Annotated in this window: 8 protein-coding genes; 3 read left to right on the top strand and 5 right to left on the bottom strand. The window is 44.1% G+C overall.

Features of this window, described 5'->3' with window-relative positions:
- The first annotated feature begins 2 nt into the window (after window positions 1-2).
- The 3 genes from O3642_RS05095 to hutG all read left to right on the top strand — a co-directional run bounded on the left by O3642_RS05095 (window position 3) and on the right by hutG (window position 4,178).
- On the top strand, window positions 3-1,346 hold the full coding sequence (locus O3642_RS05095) for an APC family permease (protein WP_155126428.1): 1,344 nt from the start codon (window positions 3-5) through the stop codon (window positions 1,344-1,346).
- A 215-nt stretch (window positions 1,347-1,561) separates the two neighbouring features.
- Entirely contained in the window at window positions 1,562-3,103 is a 1,542-nt protein-coding gene (gene hutH / locus O3642_RS05090; protein WP_371605545.1) for a histidine ammonia-lyase, read from the top strand.
- 82 nt (window positions 3,104-3,185) lie between these two features.
- Entirely contained in the window at window positions 3,186-4,178 is a 993-nt protein-coding gene (gene hutG / locus O3642_RS05085) for a formimidoylglutamase (RefSeq protein ID WP_155126425.1), read from the top strand.
- A 140-nt stretch (window positions 4,179-4,318) separates the two neighbouring features.
- Here the strand turns inward: hutG and O3642_RS05080 are convergent, their stop codons facing one another.
- The 5 genes from O3642_RS05080 to O3642_RS05060 all read right to left on the bottom strand — a co-directional run bounded on the left by O3642_RS05080 (window position 4,319) and on the right by O3642_RS05060 (window position 15,274).
- The gene (locus O3642_RS05080) at window positions 4,319-7,255 is read right to left on the bottom strand and encodes an AAA family ATPase (protein WP_371605544.1); all 2,937 of its coding nucleotides are present in this window, start codon (window positions 7,253-7,255) and stop codon (window positions 4,319-4,321) included.
- 130 nt (window positions 7,256-7,385) lie between these two features.
- Entirely contained in the window at window positions 7,386-8,261 is an 876-nt protein-coding gene (gene metF, locus O3642_RS05075; RefSeq protein ID WP_049471851.1) for a methylenetetrahydrofolate reductase [NAD(P)H], read from the bottom strand.
- A gap of 113 nt (window positions 8,262-8,374) precedes the next feature.
- The gene (gene metE, locus O3642_RS05070; RefSeq protein WP_371605543.1) at window positions 8,375-10,624 is read right to left on the bottom strand and encodes a 5-methyltetrahydropteroyltriglutamate--homocysteine S-methyltransferase; all 2,250 of its coding nucleotides are present in this window, start codon (window positions 10,622-10,624) and stop codon (window positions 8,375-8,377) included.
- A 742-nt stretch (window positions 10,625-11,366) separates the two neighbouring features.
- The gene (locus O3642_RS05065; protein WP_371605542.1) at window positions 11,367-12,974 is read right to left on the bottom strand and encodes an alpha-glucosidase; all 1,608 of its coding nucleotides are present in this window, start codon (window positions 12,972-12,974) and stop codon (window positions 11,367-11,369) included.
- Between the two features lie 68 nt (window positions 12,975-13,042).
- Window positions 13,043-15,274, bottom strand: a complete 2,232-nt coding sequence (locus O3642_RS05060; RefSeq protein WP_371605541.1) for a TIM-barrel domain-containing protein — start codon at window positions 15,272-15,274, stop codon at window positions 13,043-13,045.
- Window positions 15,275-15,354 lie beyond the last annotated feature (80 nt).

The following is a 15,354-nucleotide window of genomic DNA, read 5'->3' as shown; positions in this document are numbered from 1 at the left end:
TTATGAACGGAGCACATAAACAGTCGATTGAGGAACAAGAAAAAGCGAAATTCAGCTTTAGCGGTGCCACTCTTTACGGTATCAATGCCGTGATCGGATCTGGTATCTTCCTCCTCCCTCAAAAAATTTATTCCGGCCTCGGACCAGCTTCTCTAGCCGTCATGTTCGGGGTTGCCATTCTCGTCATGCTACTATCAGCCTGTCTGGCTGAAACAGCTGGCTACTTCGACAAAAACGGTGGAGCAATGCAATACTCAAAAGCCGCTTTCGGAGACTTCGTTGGCTTTAACGTTGGGATTCTCGGTTGGGCCGTTACCGTTATCGCTTGGGCTGCTATGCTAGCTGGTTTTGCTAAGATCTTCATCATTACCTTCCCAGCATTCGAAGGCTACAACCTACAGATTAGTATCGTTATGTTGGTTCTCTTGAGTCTTATGAACATCGCCGGTCTGAAAACATCGAAAATGTTCACACTGACAGCTACTGTTGCAAAATTAATCCCAATTGTCCTCTTCTCACTCTTCGCCATCTTCTTTATTCCTGGTGGAGTAAGCAAGGGCAACTTCACACCTTTCCTTCAATTGGAAAGTGGATCAAATCTCTTTAGTGCTATTTCTAGTACCGCTGTTTACATCTTCTATGGATTTATCGGATTCGAAACCATGTCCATCGTTGCAGGGGAAATGCGTAACCCTGAAAAGAACGTTCCTCGTGCTATCTTGGGATCCATCAGTATCGTCTCAGTTCTCTACATGTTGATCATCGCTGGAACAATCGCTATGCTTGGTGGAGGCATTATGGGAACCGAGGCACCAGTACAAGACGCATTTGTTAAAATGATTGGCCCTATCGGTGCCCCTCTTGTCTCCTATGGTGCTCTCATTTCAATCGCCGGTCTAAACATTGGTGAATCCATCATGGTTCCTCGTTTTGGTGCCGCACTAGCAACTGAAAAACTCTTGCCAGAAGGGCTTGGAAAAACAAACTCTAAGAATGCCCCAGTCGTTGCCATTATTATCTCAGGTATCTTCGCCTTCTTACTCTTGTTGTCAGGCTCTTTCGAAACATTAGCAACCTTCAGTGTTGTCTTCCGTTTCTTCCAATATATTCCGACTGCTTTGGCAGCGCTCAAACTCAGAAAAATGTACCCAGACAAAAAGGTTACCTTCCGAGTACCATTTGGTCCCGTTATCCCAGTTCTAGCCGTTGTGGTCAGTATCTTGATGATTGCAGGGGACAACATGATGAACTTTGTTTGGGGTGCCATCGGTCTAGTGATCGCAAGTGGACTCTACTTTGTTTTCCACGGCGATAAACTACATAAATCTAAAGCCCTTCCTCACTAATTTTCTTTACACAGTAGATGGGAACAGAGACGGGAGCGAAGCTCGGTTTTGCTCCCTAACCCATCTAGAACTCCACGAATGTCAAACCTGAGCCCTTTTCTCTATGACTCTTTTCAATTTTTTAGATCAATAGACAATGGGCCCATGTTTGGTATTCAAACCGAAGTAAACAACACTACTTCCACAGAACAACTATTCATAATCGGAGGTTTTACATGACTCAATTGATTCATTTAGATGGTAATAGCTTAACACTCGAAGAAGTCATCGCTGTAGCTCGGCACGGTGCCCAATGTGAGCTTGATGAACAAGCCAAAGAAGCCGTTATCGCATCCCGTAAAATCGTTGATGACATTGTCCGGGAAAAACGAGTCGTCTATGGTGTAACCACTGGCTTTGGTTCCCTCTGTAATGTCAGCATCTCTCCAGAAGATACTGTTCAACTGCAAGGAAACCTGATCCGGACTCACTCATCTGGCTTCGGTGATCCACTTCCGGAAGATGCTGTTCGTGCCATCATGCTGATCCGTATCAACTCACTCTTGAAAGGCTATTCTGGCATTCGTCTGTCAACCGTTGAAAAACTGTTAGAATTGCTCAACAAAGGAGTCACTCCTTATATTCCTGAAAAAGGCTCTCTCGGAGCTTCTGGAGACCTTGCTCCTCTTTCTCATATGGTTTTACCAATGTTGGGCCTTGGACGTGCCTACTACAAAGGGGAACTTCTCAGTGGGCAAGAAGCCTTAGATCGTGCTGGAATTGAAAAGATCCAATTAGCTGCCAAAGAAGGGCTTGCCTTGATCAATGGTACGACTGTCCTAACCGGTATCGGTGCTCTTGCGACTTATGATGGTATCCAATTGCTCAAACTCTCTGATATCGCTGGTGCTCTCTCAATGGAAGTTCACAATGGAATTACCAGTCCATTCGAAGAAGACCTTCATTCCATCCGCCCACAAAGTGGACAATTGGCAACTGCTCGCAACATCCGTAACCTCCTTGAAGGAAGCAAGAATACCACTGTTGCGACTCAACAACGGGTACAAGATCCTTATACACTTCGCTGTATCCCTCAAATACATGGAGCCAGCAAGGATTCTATTGCTTACGTAAAAGAAAAAGTTGAAATCGAAATCAACTCTGTAACAGATAACCCAATCATTACCAAAGAAGGACACGTCATCTCAGGAGGTAACTTCCACGGTGAACCAATGGCGCAACCATTTGACTTCTTAGGCATTGCCCTTTCTGAAATTGGGAACGTATCTGAACGTCGGGTGGAACGCTTGGTCAACAGCCAACTCAGTAAATTACCATCCTTCTTGGTCAAACACCCTGGACTCAACTCAGGCTTCATGATTACCCAGTATGCTTGTGCATCCCTTGCATCGGAAAATAAAATTTTGGCTCACCCTGCTAGTGTCGATTCTATTCCATCTTGTGAAAACCAAGAAGATTTCGTCAGCATGGGAACGACTGCCGCTCGTAAAGCAGCAGAAATTCTTAAAAACTCACGTCGCATCGTTGCTACTGAAATCATGGCAGCTTGCCAAGCCTTGGATCTCAAACCAGAAAATCATGAACTTGGTAAAGGCACAAAACCAGCTTATGAGCTGATTCGTCAAAAACTAAACTTCATTGAATTTGACAAAGATATCGAAATCTTTGAAGAACTTAATAAAGCATCTGCTGTTGTCGAAAGCGAAGAATTCTTAGCAACCATCGAAAAAGCAGTTGACTTAAGCATTCAATACTGATACAGTAAGAATAAAGCAAAACAGAGGCTGGCGATCTTCTCAGCCTCTGCCTGCTTTCAGAAAAATAAGGGAGGCGACAAGCTTGCTCACAAACTACTATCCAATGACCTACAGCTACTATCAAGGTAGCATCGAGGACAATCCCTACACTGCCAAATGGGGAATGGTCACCAAATTTTTAGACCTAAACGACGAGACTCTCACTCCATTTGAGGGGATGACCTTTGGGATCATCGGCTTTAAGAGCGACAAAGGAGTCTATATCAACAATGGGCGCGTAGGAGCGGTCGAGGGTCCTACAGCCATCCGTTCTCAAATCGCTAAACTTCCATGGCACTGGGGAACCAATGTGACAGTGTATGATGTGGGAAATATTGACGGGCCCAACCATTCACTAGAAGAACTCCAAGAAAGTCTCTCACAAGCTATCCAGCGCATGTACCAATTAGGGATCCAACCTATTGTCCTAGGAGGCGGTCACGGAACTGCTTACGGCCACTATCTAGGGATCCAATCCAGTTTGGAAAAAGATGAACAACTGGCTGTGATCAATCTGGATGCCCACTTTGATTTGCGACCTTACGACCAAACCGGTCCCAATTCTGGAACAGGTTTTCGTCAAATGGCTGATCATGCAAAAGACAAGGGGCAGGAATTCCCTTACCTCATTCTGGGGATCCAAGAGCACAATAATAACCTCTTCCTCTTTAATTACGTTGCTAAAACACCAAGCATTGATTTTTTAACTGGCCAAGATCTCTTCCAGATGAGCCACCAAGCCATTCTGGATCGAATCGATCAATTTTTAGAAAACCAAACCGCGATCTATCTGTCTATTGATATGGATTGCTTTGCGGTCGGCTCTGCTCCTGGTGTTAGCGCCATCCAATCACTTGGCGTCGATCCCAAACTAGCCCTCTTGCTTCTCCAACACATTGCCGCCAGTGGTAAATTAATCGGATTTGATGTCGTGGAAGTTTCTCCTCCTCATGACATTGACAATCATACTTCAAATCTTGCCGCGACCTTTATCTTTTACTTAACCCAAATATTGGCGCAACAAAAACTGAACTAAGAAGATTTCTACACACGTAAAAAGCATAGAAACACTCATTGCTAGGGTATTTCTATGCTTTTTTCATTTTCAGCACAATGATCTTTGCCTGAAAGGAGGCATGGCCACTTAGTCTTCTCTTATGATTTAGACAAGAGACACTACAGGTCTTTTAATTTCTTAAGAAACTGACGATCTCTGTAGGGATTCAAGTGTTGCTCTGCTACCTTCTTGTAGTATTTCTTATCTTCTTTCAAGAAGGTACTCAGGGCAGGAGCGAGCTCTTCTCCTTTCTCCTTTTGATCAGATAAGAAAGCTAATAGATAATGAACCATCCCCTTATCCCGCGAATTGGCAGATGGATTCATCGTCCTTTCTTTTCGAGCCAGATAAGCCGCAACCTTCTCGTGATCCCCTTGCTGACAAGCAATCAAGGATTGGTAAAATTCAAGCAATTCTTCCTTCCAAGGGAAACGAACACTGGACAAAATCTTCTGAGCTCTGTCAAAACAGAGGCGAGCTTGGATCAAATCTCCCTTCCAATAATAGGCGATTCCAAGATCAATATCAAAGACGACACGGACGGAATCAACAGCTTGATCTCCCACCAAACGCAGAACCTCTTCTAAGTGGGTGACGGCTACTTGGAAATGGCCTCTCACTTGCTCGATTTCAGCGAGGTAGGCCAAAGAAGCTGCAATTTGAATGGCATACTTAGCCTGCATGCTATTGGTCAAACTAAAGCAATCAATGGAGCGATACAGATGCCGGGTCGCCTGCTCCTCATCCCCAACCATCAGGTGATACAAGCCCTTCAAACGCAACTGGATCGCGATGACCTCATGATTATTAGCTTGGATGGCATCTTCCAAAGCCAAATCTGTATAATAGGCCATCTCAGAGATATTTTCAGTTTGAATGCAATAATAGATGATTTGCCGATAACCCTCTAAAAGGAAGTCGGATTGCTTGAGTTCCCGCGCATAGGAGATAACTTTTTGGATATCATGAATCCCCTTTTGATACTCCCCACTCCGAATAAAATAGCGACCTTCTAGATACAAGTAACGCAGTTGTAAATGCTTGTATTCTCTATCTCTTTGGTGCCTTGAAAAGAGGTTTTCTAATTCTTGGCGTATGCGGGATAGCTCTCCAAAAATGTCCAAATGGCTATTTGTACCATCTGATAGGCCCCCTTCATCTACCTTGGAATAAATCGGAAACAGCTCATGCTCCAGCTGAAGGATTTCTTCTAAATAGGTCAACTCAAACGATAAGGAACGCAAAAGATTTTGGGATTGCTTGTATTGGTAGGCAATTTCCTTATAAAGAAGAATGTCCGTCGAATCTTCTAAAGTTTCTTCCAATTTTTGCGCAATTTGTTGGTGGAAGAGCCGCCGTCTAGCTGGAGAAAGAAGATGGTAAAAGTACATGGCTACCAACTGCTTGCAGAATTGAACCATGAGAGCCTCTCCTTCTTCTACGATTGAGACGATCGCTCTTTCAGATAAAGGCTCGATTAACTCTGTCAAAACAGGAAGCTCTGTAGCCGTCAATTCTGCTAAGATAGACAGAGAAATTGGCTTATGAAAACAAGATAGGTAGTGTAGAAGAGCCTCTTCCTCACTGCTCATATCCCCAAGTTCCTGAGAAAGATAGGCTTGAATGATATCAGGCAAGGGTTCTAAATTTTCATTTTCTTTCCACTCTTCGATATAGCTGGACAGCAAGAACGGACTGCCTTCACTCCATTCGACCATCTGCTCCATCACTGCCGGCTCTATTGCTCCCAGTTCCCCTTTCAAGAGAGCACGACTTTCACTTGGATCAAAATTGGTCAACTCTAGTTGAGACAGCCGTTTCTCTACCTTCAAGCTCCCCAAGAAGTTGACGAAGGAAGCTGGCAGAGGCTCTTCAGCTGTAAAAATCAGTTGCCATTTCTCCTGGTTTCTTCTTTCCTCTAGTTGTTTCACTTTTTCTAGAGACACTGGATCGATCCACTGGGCGTTTTCAAGCAGGATCACGAGCGGTTTTTCTTTGCTAAGGCCTTGAAGCTGATTCCATACAGAAATGCGATCATCCTCCTCTTCCAGAAGGGAAATCCCCATCTCATCCCCCAGTTTCTCTAGCGCTTGTCTGAGATCATTCCAGTTGCTTCCTTCGTAGCGCTGACTAGTAGCTCTTCCTTCAACCTTGATAAAGTGAAAACTGCGATTGGACATCAAGACCAACTGCCGCAAGAGACGTTTCTTACCTGTTCCAGATTGCCCCATCACGAGAAACGGTCCTACCGCTTCACCCGTCTCTACTAAAGAGAGGTATTCCTCGAGCTGCGAGAGTTCTTGTTTCCGACCAAAAAAGGGAAGTTCACGAATATTCAAGCGATTGGTCAGTTTATGAGTTCGTTTGGCTTCCAAAACGGAGTGATAAAATTCCTCAATCGCTCGACTGGGACGCACACTGAGCTCGCGATCCAATAAATCGACTAGCTTATAATAAGTTTCAAAAAATTTTCCTAGCTGATGATGGAAGCTATAATACTCCATCAAGAGCTGGTAGTTTTTCTCTTCAAATTCATCCAGTTCTACCAAATGATGGAGCAAGAGTTCTATACCAGGATCTGCAAAACCGACCTGCTCAATTTTTTGATAGCAGCTTTCGACATAGAGCTTCCTATAAGCATCTCGTTTGCGAGAAGCCCACTGATCAAAGTCTTCATCATCCTTGACATAGAAGCCCTCTAGAAAGTCTCCCTGATAGAGATTCAAGGCACTTAGTGGATCTCTTTCAAAGAGCTGAACATCCAAAGAAAGATTCAAGTCAGGATTAAGGGCCAAACTACTCCGGCTTGGTGAGACAATGATATCTCCTTCAAAGATTTTATTGGCTTGGTAAACCGTATTCCGTAAGTTTTTGCGAGCTACTTGGTTTTCCTTATCTCCCCAAAGAATACCGGCGATTTCATCTCGGTTGACCTGGCCCATGACTGCCAAGTAATAAAGCAAGGCCTCCATCTTCGAGAAAGAAAACCGAATAGTTTTCTGATTGAAAACAACCTTAGGGGGTCCAAATAACTTCAACTTCAGACTTTTCTTCATTGCAAGCGCCTCCAAAAACTTCATATTAATACTATAAAAAAAGTTGGCTTTTAGCAAGTAATTTATCCAAATAAAAAGAGACTGAGAACGATTCTTTCTCAATCTCTACACTTCCTACCAAAAGTGTTGATTAATTCCCTTCAAAATTCGGTTGATGAGCAAATAACGCCTTTGTTGCTTGGTAGACGTGGTAAGCGACATCTTCATTGTTCATGGTGTAAAGATGGACACCTGCCACATCTTGAGTAACCAAATCAACAATTTGATCGACTGCATAAGCCAAGCCAGCTGCGCGAAGAGACTTTGGATCATGCTCATACTTGTCTAAAATCGCTTTAAACTTCCGTGGGATATGAACATTTTCACAAGTCTTAAGGAGACGAAGGGCCTGATTGCGATTGAGAATCGGCATCACTCCTGCATGAATAGGAACATTGATCCCAGCTAAAGTACACTTATCTTGAAAATCATAGAAACGCTCATTGTCAAAGAAAAGTTGAGTGACCAAACTAGAGCACCCTGCATCTACCTTCTTTTTAAGATTTTGAATATCTGAAATTTGGTTTGGAGAATCCGGATGTCCCTCAGGATAGCAAGCACCAATCACCTCAAAATGGGGAGCTTCTGTTTTAATAAATTCAATCAGATCCGTTGCATAACGAAAGTCTTTTAAAGGTTCCACACCAGGGATAATATCCCCACGCAGAGCCAAAATCCGATGAACTCCTACTTCATCTAACTCATGAAGAGTATCGGCCACTTTTTCCTTGCTCAAATAGACGGCTGGCAAGTGAGCAATCGTCGGAATAGACAATTCATTTTGAATGTAATTGGCTAAAGCAACCGTCGTCTCTTTGATATTGTATTTATTATTGCTAGCGGTCACACTAATAAAGTGAGGAGCTAGCTCCTGCATATTTGCCAAAGCACGTAAGAGTTTGGCATTGCCTACTTCAGGATTTGGAGGAAAAACTTCAAATGACAGAGACGGTGTGTGTTGTGACATATTCTATCCTTTTCTTTTGTTTCTTTGATCAAGAACTCTGAGCCACTATTTCTAGGATAAGGGAACGATTCGAAAACCCTCTACACGATGATAGAAGGTCCTCGAAACATTTCTTACAAGTGTTCACGCGCTTCTTTAGCAGCATTAACGAGTTTGATCAAGCTTTCTTTTGTTTCTTTAATTCCACGAGTCTTCAAACCACAGTCAGGGTTGATCCAAACTTTGCCACTTGGTACTTTTGCCAAGATTGCTTCAATAGTGTGATCGATTTCACCGTCTTGTGGGACACGTGGTGAGTGGATATCGTAAACCCCAGGTCCAACTTCTGTTTGGAAGTTTTTGGCTTTCAACTCATCCAAGATTTCAAGGTTTGAACGGCTAGCTTCAAATGAGATGACGTCTGCATCCAAGTTGTCGATAGCTGGGATGATATCTGTAAATTCTGAGTAACACATGTGAGTGTGGATTTGTGTGTCTGGTGCAACAGTTGAGTGTACCAAACGGAAGGCTGGAATCGCCCAGTCAAGGTAGTCTTCGTACCAGTCGCTACGACGGAGTGGCAATTTTTCACGAAGAGCAGCCTCGTCGATTTGGATGATCTTCACGCCTGCAGCTTCAAGGTCAAGAACTTCATCCTTGATGGCAAGAGCGATTTGAAGAGTAGAATCCTTGATAGAGATATCTTCACGTGGGAATGACCAGTTAAGGATGGTAACAGGTCCAGTCAACATCCCTTTAACAGGTTTGTCCGTACGACTTTGTGCGTAGCTAGACCATTTCACAGTGATTGGGTTAAGACGAGTCACATCACCCCAGATGATTGGTGGTTTCACCCCACGCATACCGTATGATTGTACCCAACCGTTTTTAGAGAAGAGGTAACCAGACAAGTTTTGACCGAAGTACTCAACCATGTCGTTCCGCTCAAATTCACCGTGTACAAGTACGTCAAATCCAACTTCTTCTTGCCATTTGATCCATTCGTCGATCGTTTCAGCAAGGAAGGCATCGTATTCTTCTTGTGTCAATTCACCCTTACGGAAGGCCAAACGTTTAGCACGAACTTCCTTGGTTTGAGGGAATGAACCAATGGTAGTTGTTGGAAGTGCTGGAAGCTTGAAGGCTTCTTTTTGGATTTCTTCCCGTTCTGCAAAGGCTGGCAAACGAGTGTAGTCTGCTTCTGTCAAAGCTGCGATGCGAGCATGAAGTTCAGCATTTGCTCCAACGCGTTCTGTTGCAAAGAGTTCTTTGTTGGCAGCAAGAGCTTCCGCCCCTTGACCATTGCGGATGGCATCCAAGTCACGCAATTCACCCAATTTTTCAACCGCAAAGGCGAAGTGGTTCAAAATAGCTGGTTCAAAATCTTCGTTAGCCGTTGTAAATGGCACATGAAGAAGGGAGCAAGAAGTCGTCAAGACAACCTTTTCAGCTGGAACTTGATCCAAGATTTCCAAGCTCTTTTCATAGTTGTTGCGCCAGATGTTTTTCCCATTCACAATACCTGCATAAAGGGTCTTATCAGCTGGGAAGCCACCTTTCACCAATTCAAGTGTTTTCTTGCCTTCAACAAAGTCAAGACCAATACCATCTACTGGCAAGTTCACAAGGTCATTGTAGACATCACGAACATCACCAAAGTAGGTTTGGATCAAGACTTCAAGGCCTTTCTTGTCAGCCAAGAGTTTGTTGTAGAGGTTCAAGAAGAGAGCTTTTTCTTCAGCTGACAAATCTTTGACAAGAGCTGGCTCATCGAGTTGAGTACGAGTCGCACCAAGCTCAGCCAATTTGGCAAAGACTTCTTGGTAAGCAGCAACCAAGCTGTCTACGAAGTCCTCAGCTTTCACACCATCTTCAAAGTCAGATAATTGAAGGAAAGTGAATGGTCCAACCACTACTGGACGAGTGTTGATCCCCAATTCTTTGGCTTCTTGGTACTCATCAAAAATCTTGTGACCAGCCAATTTCACTTCTGTTGTTTTTTCAAATTTAGGAACGATGTAATGGTAGTTGGTGTTGAACCATTTTTTCATTGGAAGGGCACGCACATCCCCTTTTTCACCTTGGTAACCACGCGCCAAAGCGAAGTATTGTTCAAGGTCTGTCAAATCCAAGTTTTGAACAGATGCAGGCACGACGTTGAAAAGGAAGGCTGCATCAAGGAAATTGTCGTAGTGTGAGAAGTCGTTTGAAGGAATCTCTGAGATGCCTTGTTCTTTAACAATATTCCAGTGTTTAGCACGCAAGTCTTTAGCAGCTGCCAAGAGCTCGTCTGCTGAGATTTCTTTTCTAAAGTATTTTTCAGTTGTAAATTTTAATTCACGGAATTCACCCAAACGTGGGAAACCGATAATTGTAGTTGACATGTTGTGTCCTCCAAAAATTCTAATTGACACTATCATATCAGAAGATAGGCGTCTTGTATAATTGCTTTTACACGAATTTTGTTATAGTCAAAAACTATAACATGGATTTGATGGGCCTTGAGACCAGAAATTAAAAGTAAAAACTAGGACTCCTTATAAATATTTCCTATAGCTCAAGCGTCCCCGAACCATTTTTGAGCGGATTCTGCTAGAAGAACAGCCCCTAAAAATAAAGCAGGCCTTCTCTGCTGAGAAAGACCTGTGCAAGCATAAACAAATTGCTTCTGTTTACAAATCTAAGAAATTCTATAAAAATGTATTCCTTAGAATGATTCTATCATCTAGTGAAACTTTCCGCTGTGAGAAAAGTGCTAGAAACACTATTGTTTCTAGCACTCGGGAGTTTTGAGAGTAAAACAGTTTGGGAAACTGTTTTAGCCTGAGCCCAGAAATTAAAGAGCGAAGGGGCTCAATACGAATTGAACACGGGCTGCGGATTGTGTCAAAAAGATAAGTTCTCCTAGAATCTAAAGATTCTTCGTCAAACTTCCTATTTTGCCTTTATCCGCAGTCGCCCTTTGTATCTTGATTTAGTCTTGGAACTTCGTAGAAGTTCGCTGACGTCCGTAACTCACCTAAGGAAAGTTTTTTAGATGACGTCGTTCCCAATCTGACAGGCCTTCTCAACTGAGAAAGACCTGCTTCTACGAGGAAGTAATTTCCTCTATTTTTCTTACTTTTATCAGGCTAGTTTGACACAGAAGGCATCCCAAGGGGCCAACTTGCCTGATTCGAGGACTTGTTCTACCTTGGTATTGGCAATGAGAACCTCTTCAACCCCATTGACGAGCGGTAACTCTTGCTCTTGACTGGAGAGATTGACAACCACCAGATAGGCTTGCTCTCCTTCTACCCGCTTGTAGGCAAAAACCTTGTCTGTTGCGTCCACCAATTCATAATCAGCGGTCACAAGCCAAGGGTACTCTTTTCTCAAAGCAATGAGGGCTTGGTAGGTATAGAAAATAGAGTCTGGATCTGCTAGGGCAGCCTCTACATTGATCTCTTTGTAGTTTGGGTTGACCGCAAGCCATGGACGACCTGTCGTAAAGCCAGCTTCTGCTTCATCATTCCACTGCATCGGTGTCCGGGCATTGTCCCGACCAATATGGCGGATTTGATCCATGATCACTTCGAGCGGAACCCCTTTTTCTAAGGCTTCATGAGCATAGTTGATCGACTCAATATCTTCTACGTCCTCAAGGCTCTTAAATGGAAAATTGGTCATCCCGATTTCTTCCCCTTGATAAATATAAGGAGTTCCCTTCATCAAGTGAAGCAGAATCGCTAAAGCCTTGGCAGATTTGACACGATAGTCGCCATCATCCCCCCAAGTTGACACAATCCGTGGCAAATCGTGGTTGTTCCAAAAGAGGGAATTCCAGCCTTCCTCTTCTCCTAATTCCGTCTGCCACTTGGTGAAAATTTCCTTCAATTTAGGCACATCCAATTCCTTAGCGTAGTGCCACTTTGGTTGACCCGGTTGGTATTGAAGGCCGATGTGTTCAAATTGGAAAACCATGGACAATTCTTGATTTTTTGGATTGGAGTATTGCTTGGCAATCTCTGGAGTTGCTCCCCAAGTTTCTCCCACTGTGAGCAGATCCTTATCGCCAAAGGTCGCTTGATTCATTTCCTTCAAGTAAGGATGGAGCATGGGACCATTGCTGATGATTTCCTGATCTGGGATCTTACCGATCATATCGATCACATCCATACGGAAGCCACCAATTCCCTTGTCAATCCAGAAGTTCATCATGTCATAGATCTGATGACGAAGCTCCTCGTTTTCCCAGTTGAGGTCTGGTTGCTTCTTACTGAAGTTATGCAGGTAGTATTGGCCTGAGGCTTCATCAAATTCCCAAGCAGAGCCACTAAAAGCAGAAATAATGCCATTGGGCTCATCCCGCCAAATATAGAAATCCCGCTTTGGACTGTCTGGATTTTCACGTGCTTCGATAAACCAAGCATGCTCATCAGAGGTATGGTTGACTACCAAGTCCATAATGATTTTGATCTTGCGTTTATGGCCTTCTGCGATCAATTCTTCCATATCTTCCATGCTACCAAAGATGGAGGCAATATCCTCGTAATCCGAGATGTCATAGCCGTTATCATCCATGGGACTCTTGTAGACTGGTGAGAGCCAGATCGCTGTAATCCCTAATTTTTCCAAGTAGTCTAGCTTGCTCGTGATCCCCTTGAGATCCCCGATGCCATCGCCATTACTATCCTTGAAACTCTTTGGATAAACTTGGTAAATTACGGCATTATGCCACCATTTTTGTTCCATTTTTTCTTCTCCTTTATGATTGTGAAATCACTTTCATCATACAAAAATAGGGGTAAAATTGCAAGAATTTACAAGTCTTCATTCTCTTCACTGGAATAAATCACTTCAAAGAGACGTTGACGCAAACCTTCCTCTAAAGGCGTAATGATCTTCATCAACTGTTTCCAATCCTTGGCTGTTGAACAAGCCGCAAATAATTCATTCTTTCTATCGTAGGCCAGGTTGGCAGATTTCAAGAGCTCAAACATCCGATCTTCTTTTGCGGTAGGACGCGATTGCAGCTCACCCATCGCAATCTCCTGACTGTGATTGTCCACTAAGATAGGGGCTGTCTCAAAGGTATGGAGGAAGAACCGGTGCTGTCTCTTTTCAGGAAGCAGCGTTCGATCACCTGTTAAATCCAGCCTAATCTTTCTTTCATCCCAATTGACAGTTAGGCGGGTTTCAACCTTGTTATCTCCTTCTCCTTCAACGAGTACGAAGGAACGATTGTCACCTGGGAAAAGATGCCAGTCCAGCATTTCTGGGAGCTCTACCCCTGTCTGTGCTTGTGCATCCATAGGGATGATGGCTCCTGCACGCGCAAAGACCGGAATATCCTTGCTAGCTCTAAAGACTGTAAGCTTGCCTTTTCCTTCGTATCTCCAATCGTGGAAGAAATCATACCAAACTCCGTCTGGGAACCAAACACTCACAGAAGCACTATGATAGACAGGATCCAGAGCCTCTGTAATTGGGGCCACCATGAGTTCACTACCAAAGAAATATTGATTTTTAGCCTCATAAGCCTCTTCTTCGTTTGGGTAATGGTAATAGAGAGGCTGAATCAAAGGCAGTCCTTCTTCATGCGTCGCCACATTCATGGTGTAAAGATAAGGCAGTAAGCTGTGACGCAGACGCAAATACTGCTTCATCCAGCGACAGGTCTCAGGCGAGTAAAACCACGGTTCCTTGCTGTTAAAAGCATTACAAGAACTATGGAGACGATTGATCGGACTAAAGACCCCAAATTGCAACCAACGAAGAGCCAAATCTTCATCATAGTAACCCCGCATATGGCCACCAATATCGTGACTCCACCACGTATAACCGATATTTGAAGCTGTGCTGGTAAAATAGGGTTGAAAGGCTAGGGATTCCCAAGTCACAATGGTATCCCCTGAAAAACCGATCGGATACCGGTGGCTACCAGGACCCCCATAACGCGATAAGATGAGACCAGCTTGGCCTTTTCGGCAATTGTCTAGATAATGATAGTGATTTAACAACCAAAGGGGATCCATCTTGCCATGACTTCCCTGTTGCCAATCAATCCACCAAAAGTCGACTCCTTGATTTTCCAAGGGATGGTGGACATCTTCGAAATAAGCTTCGCGAAAGGCTGGACTGTAAAAGTCAAAGCTAGCCGCTTCTTCTTTTTCCACATCTAATCCCAAGCGTTTTGCGACCATAGGGTAAGCATCTTCGAAGGCGCGAATGCCATCTGCTGGATGGACATTTAAGGTCACCTTTAAACCACGCTCATGAAGACCATGTAAGAAGGCAGCTGGATCAGGAATCAAGTCCCGGTTCCAACTATAGCCCGTCCAACCACTTCCAAAGCGAGCAGGAATTGCTGTCTTGTGCCAGTCCATATCGATCACACTGACAGCCAAAGGTACCCCTTCAGCTTTGAAACGATCCATTAAATCTGTGTACTCCTGACTGGTATAAGGCCAATACCGACTCCACCAGTTTCCCAGAGCATAACGTGGCAAGAGGGGGGGTTGTCCCGTCAGATGGTAAAAATCTTTCAAGGCCCCTAGATAATCGCGCCCATAACCGAAGAAATAAAGATCCACTTCTGGACATGGCCGTGCTCTAAATCCGCTTTCGACATCATACAAGTAGGAACTGGAATCGTCCAAAAGAGCATAACCGGCCTTGCTCAAGATCCCATCTTCCAACTCCATAGCTCCATCGACCTCGTCAAGCGTCCGACTGGTCCCTTTCAAGGTCTCAGGCTGATCTCCATAGTGCCACCGGCTACCATAGACTGCATACTGACCCTTGAGCTCGATAAAAAGCCGATCCGGTGTAAAAGGTCCCTTTTCAAAATGAAGGTGGAGATGCTCCGTATGCAGATCGAGGACCTCTTCTGTCTCTACGACCTCACAGGCTACAGGTCCAAAATCACGATTTTGCACAACTTGCGTCTGACCATCCTCAAAAATACCATCCTCTGAGTATTCCAAGCGCACCAAAGATTCCGTTAATACGGAGATCCGATAGTTTTCTCCACCTATCACTGGTCCTGCCATTTGTCTGTCCTCCTCTTTTTATGGGGCATCTGACTCGCCCTCTTTTCATCTGCTTCGTTTCGCTAGGTAAGCGCTTACGT

Source organism: Streptococcus sp. 27098_8_66, assembly GCF_041431945.1.
GTDB lineage: Bacteria > Bacillota > Bacilli > Lactobacillales > Streptococcaceae > Streptococcus > Streptococcus dentalis.
This window is presented reverse-complemented; position numbering and strand designations above follow the sequence as displayed.

Coding starts and splice junctions, on each gene's coding strand:
- O3642_RS05095 (WP_155126428.1), top strand. CDS start 3: ATGAACGGAGCACATAAACAGTCGATTGAGGAACAAGAAAAAGCGAAA.
- hutH (WP_371605545.1), top strand. CDS start 1,562: ATGACTCAATTGATTCATTTAGATGGTAATAGCTTAACACTCGAAGAA.
- O3642_RS05080 (WP_371605544.1), bottom strand. CDS start 7,255: ATGAAGAAAAGTCTGAAGTTGAAGTTATTTGGACCCCCTAAGGTTGTT.
- metF (WP_049471851.1), bottom strand. CDS start 8,261: ATGTCACAACACACACCGTCTCTGTCATTTGAAGTTTTTCCTCCAAAT.
- metE (WP_371605543.1), bottom strand. CDS start 10,624: ATGTCAACTACAATTATCGGTTTCCCACGTTTGGGTGAATTCCGTGAA.
- O3642_RS05065 (WP_371605542.1), bottom strand. CDS start 12,974: ATGGAACAAAAATGGTGGCATAATGCCGTAATTTACCAAGTTTATCCA.
- O3642_RS05060 (WP_371605541.1), bottom strand. CDS start 15,274: ATGGCAGGACCAGTGATAGGTGGAGAAAACTATCGGATCTCCGTATTA.